This is a genomic window from Pseudomonas sp. GM49, assembly GCF_000282355.1.
Lineage (GTDB): Bacteria > Pseudomonadota > Gammaproteobacteria > Pseudomonadales > Pseudomonadaceae > Aquipseudomonas.
On record NZ_AKJL01000296.1, the window covers coordinates 23470 to 29896 of the forward strand.

The 6427-nt window shown below is 60.5% G+C and carries 5 protein-coding genes and 1 pseudogene; 5 read left to right on the forward strand and 1 reads right to left on the reverse strand.

Annotated elements, in window-relative coordinates; translation table 11 throughout:
• Positions 1-2: 2 nt before the first annotated feature.
• A complete protein-coding gene (locus tag PMI29_RS03300; protein ID WP_008003278.1) occupies positions 3-1028 on the reverse strand; it encodes an NAD(P)H-dependent glycerol-3-phosphate dehydrogenase in 1026 nt (341 codons plus the stop codon).
• Positions 1029-1391: 363 nt separating this feature from the next.
• Here PMI29_RS03300 and PMI29_RS33210 point away from each other — a divergent pair.
• The 5 genes and pseudogenes from PMI29_RS33210 to fabB form a co-directional block, all read left to right on the forward strand.
• A pseudogene (locus tag PMI29_RS33210) lies at positions 1392-1511 on the forward strand (hypothetical protein); the annotation flags it as partial.
• Position 1512: 1 nt separating this feature from the next.
• Positions 1513-2445: an ABC transporter substrate-binding protein gene (locus PMI29_RS03290; RefSeq protein WP_008003280.1), complete on the forward strand. Its 933-nt coding sequence runs from the start codon at positions 1513-1515 to the stop codon at positions 2443-2445.
• On the forward strand, positions 2442-4343 hold the full coding sequence (locus PMI29_RS03285; RefSeq protein ID WP_008003281.1) for an ATP-binding protein: 1902 nt from the start codon (positions 2442-2444) through the stop codon (positions 4341-4343). Before PMI29_RS03290 ends, PMI29_RS03285 begins: the two co-directional genes overlap by 4 nt.
• A gap of 247 nt (positions 4344-4590) precedes the next feature.
• Positions 4591-5106, forward strand: a complete 516-nt coding sequence (fabA, locus tag PMI29_RS03280; protein ID WP_003227150.1) for a 3-hydroxyacyl-[acyl-carrier-protein] dehydratase FabA — start codon at positions 4591-4593, stop codon at positions 5104-5106.
• Between the two features lie 11 nt (positions 5107-5117).
• Entirely contained in the window at positions 5118-6338 is a 1221-nt protein-coding gene (gene fabB / locus PMI29_RS03275; RefSeq protein WP_007974551.1) for a beta-ketoacyl-ACP synthase I, read from the forward strand.
• Positions 6339-6427 lie beyond the last annotated feature (89 nt).

Sequence of the window (6427 nt, forward strand, 5' to 3'; positions counted from 1 at the left end):
GATTAGTTGAAACCACTGGTGGAAATAAAGTCGACGTCGGTTTTCGGCTCGCCACGCATTAACAGACCGATGACCTGCTCCAGCGTGCGCCCCTCGAACAGGATCGCGTGCAGCCCGGCGACCAGCGGCATGTACACGCCAACCTCCTGGGCCTTGGCCTTGAGCACTTTAAGGGTGTTGACCCCTTCGGCGACTTCGCCCAGGCGCGTAACGGCCTCGTCCAGGCTCAGGCCCTGGCCGAGGGCGAAACCGACCTGATAGTTGCGGCTCTTGGGCGACGAACAGGTCACGATCAGATCGCCCACGCCCGCCAGGCCCAGGAAGGTCATCGGGTTGGCGCCCTGATTCACCGCAAAGCGGGTCATTTCCGCCAATGCCCGGGTGATCAGCATGCTCTTGGTATTTTCTCCCATGCCCAGCGCCACCGCCATGCCGGCGATGATCGCGTAGACGTTTTTCAACGCCCCGCCCAATTCCACACCGAAACGGTCGGCGCTGGCGTAGACACGAAAGGTGCGGCCGTGCAGCGCGGCCTGAACCTGCTGGCACAGCTCTTCGTCTTCACTGGCGACCACTGTGGCGGTCAGCGCGTGTTCGGCGATTTCACGGGCCAGGTTGGGTCCGGACAGGACGCCGATGCGCGCCTGCGGGGCGATCTCTTCGAGGATCTCGCTCATCAACTTGAACGTGTGGGCTTCGATGCCCTTGGTCAGGCTCACCAGCATTTTGCCAGTCAAGCGTTCGGCGTGCGGCACCAGCACCGAGCGCAGCGCGCTGGAGGGCAATGCGACGAAACACAGGTCACAGGCATCCAGGGTGGCTTGCAGGTCGGTGACCGGCGTCACGCCGGGCAGAACCTTGATGCCTTTGAGGTAACGCGGGTTCTCGCGATTGACCCGAATGGCCTCGGCCTGTTCGGGGTCACGCATCCACTGAAGGACCTGATGCCCGTTCTCGGCCAGCAGATTAGCCACGGCGGTTCCAAAACTTCCGCCTCCCAGGACCGCAATCGGGCGCTGTTCAGTCATATGCAATCCGTTAATCCATACCAGTGGCGATGTCGGCATTATACGGGGCAGCCCCTTGGCGGCCAGCCCCGACTTCAAATACTGCTAGCCGTGGGAAGAAGACCAATAAATCAGAGGAAAATGCGGACATCGTGAATGGAAAAGTCATTCGGCTCGGTTAACATGCGCGCCATCAATCACTGACTGGAATGTGTTGTGTCTCCGGGTGCTCCTTCATCGCATTCGCCGCTGGTACTGGCGCTGATTTTCAGCTCGCCATTGCTGGCCGACGACTTGTTCCTGGACAGCGAACCGCTGCCGCAAGTGCTCACTGCCACGCGCCTGAAGGTCACCCAGGGCCGGCGCGGCATCGACGACTTTTACGCCAGCCTGGAACTGGCCGGGGTGCTCCAGCAACGGCTGGACAATCAGCCGACCACCCTCATCGATAACAATTATGACCAGCGCCACGTGATGTATTTCAGCGCGGAGCTGGAGCTTTAAGATGCCGTATCGTCCAGCCTGTAGAATGCCGCCCCTGGGCCGGCTGCTGGCCGGACTTTGCCTGTTGTCAATCGGCATGCTGGGCAGCCTGGCGAGTAACGCGGCCGACATTTTGCTCACGGGGGCCGAAGACAGCCCCGGTGTGCGGGCGTTTACCCAGGCCCTGAGCGAATTGCGACCACGCGATAACGTACGATTCCAGACACTGGCCAGTTTACCGATACCAGACAAGCTGCCTGAAAACATCCGCTTGATATTGCTCGACCTGCCCAGCCTCGACTGGCGCCTGCAGGACACCCAGGGCCCGGCGACTCTGGTGTTGCGCATCAGCCGCCTGCAAGCCCGGCAACGCTTGAACAACACGCTCCCTGCGCGCCTTTCCCTGCTATGGAGCGATCCACCGCTGGACCGCCAGTTGCGCTTGACCCGCACCCTGTTACCCCAAGCCAAACGCATCGGCGTGCTCTACGACAACCACAGTGAATTCCTGTTGAATGAGCTGCGTCAGGCCGCCCTCCCCTTGGATCTTGAGGTGGTCACCCAGCGCTGGGACAACATTCACGACAGTCGCCCGTTACAGACCCTGCTGAAAAACAGCGACGTGTTGCTGGGCCTGGACGACGCCGACCTGTACAACCCGCAAACCGCCAAGAACCTGCTGCTGAGCAGCTACTCACGGCAAATGGCGCTGGTCGGACCCAACGCCGGATTCGTCAAGGCCGGGAGCCTGGCCAGCACCTACAGCGATCAGAGCGATTGGCTGGCGATCCTCAACGAATTGCTCGACCGGCCACCGGCCACTTGGCCGCGCACGCACTATCCCCATCGATTCAAGGTCGCGAGCAATCCGCAGGTGGCGCGTTCATTGGGTATCGAACAGATAAACGAAGCGTCTGTCACCACGTTGCTGGCTGAAGGAGAACGCCGCCCATGAACTTGCGCCGTCGCTGGGACATCAACACTCGCACCCAACTCATCAGCCTCGGCCCTGCTCTGCTGCTGACCCTGTTGCTGATCAGCTTCTTCACGTTCGTGCGCATCCAGGATCTGCGTCAGGAAATCACCCACACCGGCCAGTTGATCGCCAATCAACTGGCGCCGGCGACCGAGTACGGAGTGATTTCGGGTGACATCGAAGTGCTCGAAACCTTGCTCAAGGCGACGCTGGCCACGCCCAACGTGAGCTTTCTGGAAATCCAGGACAGCGCCAACCGGGTTCTGGTATACGTCGAACAACCGAGCGAACACCACAATCGCGCGCAACAGCTCGAAGTGTTCCAGGCACCGATACGGCTCCAGCGAATCGCCTTGCACAATGATTTTTTCCAGAGCAGCAAAACCGCCAACGCGGCCCCCACCGAAGACTATCTCGGCCGGGTGATCGTCGGGCTGTCCAACGATGCCTTCAGCCAGCGTCAGCAGGAAATCGTGCTCAAGGCCGCCATTCTGGCGCTGTTTGCCCTGCTGTTTACCTTCCTCGTGGCCCGGCGTCTGGCGGGCAGTCTGTCGCAACCGATCCGTGATATCGGCAATGCGGTCAAGGCGATCCAGGACGGCGACTACAAAACACCGCTGCCGATTGTCGACGACACCGAGCTGGGGGCGCTGTCGCAACACATCAACAACCTCGCCAGCGGTCTCGAACAGGCCAGCCGCGAACAGCATCAGGCCATGGCGCAATTGATCCAGACCCGCGAAGAGGCGGAAAAGGCCAACAACGCCAAATCCGACTTCCTCGCCATGATGAGCCATGAACTGCGCACGCCAATGAATGGCGTACTGGGCATGCTGCAGTTGCTGGAAACCACTGACATGACCGAGGAACAGGTGGAATACGCGGCGCTGGCCTCGGAATCCACCGAGCACTTGCTCAAGGTCATCAACGACATCCTGGATTTCTCGCGGATCGAACGTTCGGAGCTGGAACTGGAACACATTGCGTTCCACCTCGTCGACCTGATCGGCAGTTGTGCCCAGTCGTTCCAGCACAGCGCCGCGCAACGCGGTCTCGACCTGCAACTGATGATCCCCGATGACATGCGCGGCTTGCAGGTCAAGGGCGACCCGACGCGTATCCGGCAGATACTGGTCAACCTGATCGGCAATGCGCTGAAGTTCACCGAACAGGGCCGCGTCTCCATCGAGGCGCAGTGGCAGTCGCTGGACCACGAGTTGCTGTGGTTCACCTGCACCGTGCGCGACAGCGGCATCGGCATCCCGGCGCAAAGCCTGGAATTGATGTTCAACGCTTTCCAGCAGGCCGACAGCTCCATTTCGAGGCGTTATGGCGGCACCGGGCTGGGCCTGCCGATTGCCCGTACCCTGGCCGAACGCATGGGGGGCACCTTGCGCGCGAAGAGTGAGGAAGGTCGCGGTTCGGTGTTCACCCTGGAAATCCCCTTGGCACTGCACCAGCAGACGCAGCCACTGTTGCCCCCCCGCGCGCAATCCGGCAACAGTGACGGCGATGGGCGCAATGTGCTGTTGGTCGAAGACAACCCGGTCAACCAGACGGTCATCGAAGCCATGTTGCGCAGTCTGGGCTTCAAGGTCAGTCTCGCAGCCGACGGCGCGCAGGCTGTTCGCAGTGCCGAGAGCCTGATTTTCGAAGCGATCCTGATGGATTGCCGCTTGCCGATCATCGATGGCTATGAAGCCACCCGACAAATCCGCAAGCTGCCCGGTTGCACCGACCTGCCGATCATCGCGTTGACCGCCAACGCCTTGCAGGGCGACCGCGAGGCCTGTCTGTCGGCGGGGATGAACGATTACCTGGCCAAGCCATTCAAACGGACTGATCTGCAGCAAATTCTGCAACGATGGGTGCAGTAGTACAGGCCTTTCGAGCATCTGCGACTGGCGTGAAAGGCGAAAGTGCGGCAGTCTTAGGCACCCGAACTGGCCCGAAAAGGGGCTTGAATAATAATTTCAGTGCACAAGTGTACATTCATGTCCTTGGTGCTGTGACTTTCACCACAACGCAATAGTCTATGAGTAGGCTGCCGGTTCGAGGCATGAACGCTTCGATCGGCCGGGAAGATTTGCCCCACCTGCCGCATGGGACTATTGAGGAGCTCGCATGACCAAACAAAACGCCTTTACCCGGGAAGACCTGCTGCGCTGCAGTCGCGGTGAGCTGTTCGGCCCTGGTAACGCGCAACTGCCCGCCCCGAACATGCTGATGGTTGATCGCATCACCCTGATCAGCGAAGAAGGTGGCAAGTACGGCAAAGGTGAATTGGTCGCCGAGCTGGATATCAATCCGGACCTGTGGTTCTTCGCCTGCCACTTCGAAGGCGATCCGGTAATGCCGGGCTGCCTGGGCCTCGACGCCATGTGGCAACTGGTCGGTTTCTTCCTGGGCTGGCAAGGCCTGCCGGGCCGTGGCCGTGCGCTGGGTTCGGGCGAAGTGAAATTCTTCGGCCAGGTCCTGCCGACCGCCAAGAAAGTCACCTATAACATTCATATCAAGCGCGTCCTCAAGGGCAAGCTGAACCTGGCCATCGCCGACGGTTCGGTCACTGTCGACGGCCGCGAAATCTACACCGCCGAAGGCCTCCGGGTCGGCGTGTTCACCTCCACTGACAACTTCTAAGGGTTATCCGCATGCGCCGCGTCGTTATCACTGGTCTGGGCATCGTTTCTTGCCTGGGCAATGACAAAGAGACCGTCTCCGCTAACCTGCGTGCAAGCCGCCCTGGCATCCGGTTCAACCCGGAATATGCCGAAATGGGTCTGCGTAGCCAGGTTTCCGGCTCCATTGACCTCAACCTTGAAGAACTGATCGATCGCAAGATTTATCGCTTCGTCGGCCACGCGGCAGCTTATGCCTACCTGGCCATGAAAGACGCCATCACCGACTCGGGCCTGACCGAAGAGCAGGTTTCCAACCCGCGTACCGGTCTGATCGCCGGTTCCGGTGGCGCATCGACCCTGAACCAGATGGAAGCGCTGGACATCCTGCGCGAGAAAGGCGTCAAGCGTGTCGGCCCATACCGCGTCACGCGGACCATGAGCAGCACCGTTTCCGCGTGCCTGGCCACTCCATTCAAGATCAAGGGCCTGAACTACTCCATCGCTTCTGCCTGCGCCACCAGTGCTCACTGCATCGGTACCGCCATGGAACAGATCCAGATGGGCAAGCAGGACATCGTCTTCGCCGGTGGCGGTGAAGAAGAACACTGGAGCCAGTCGTTCCTGTTCGACGCCATGGGCGCCCTGTCCAGCAAGCGCAACGACACCCCGGAAAAAGCCTCCCGTGCATATGACGCTGACCGTGACGGCTTCGTCATCGCCGGCGGTGGCGGCATGGTCGTGGTCGAAGAGCTGGAACACGCTCTGGCCCGTGGTGCGAAGATCTACGCGGAAATCGTTGGCTACGGCGCGACCTCCGACGGCTACGACATGGTTGCCCCAAGCGGTGAAGGTGCGATCCGCTGCATGCAGCAGGCGCTGTCCACCGTCGATACCCCGATCGACTACCTGAACACCCACGGCACTTCGACTCCGGTCGGCGACGTCGCGGAAATGAAAGGTGTGCGTGAAGTGTTCGGCGACAAGGCTCCGGCCATCAGCTCCACCAAGAGCCTGTCCGGTCACTCCCTGGGCGCCGCCGGCGTTCACGAGGCGATCTACTGCATGCTGATGATGGAAGGCAACTTCATTGCCGGCTCCGCCAACATCGACGAGCTGGACCCTGAAGTGGCCGATCTGCCGGTGCTGACCAAGACCCGCGAAAACGCCACCATCAACACCGTGATGAGCAACAGCTTCGGTTTCGGTGGCACTAACGCCACGCTGGTACTGAAGCGCTGGGAAGGTAAGTAATTTCCCGCTGCCAAGCCGCACTTGAAAACGCCCCGACTGGTTCGGGGCGTTTTTTTTGCCTGAAATACGGGACCTGCCGTAATACTGTC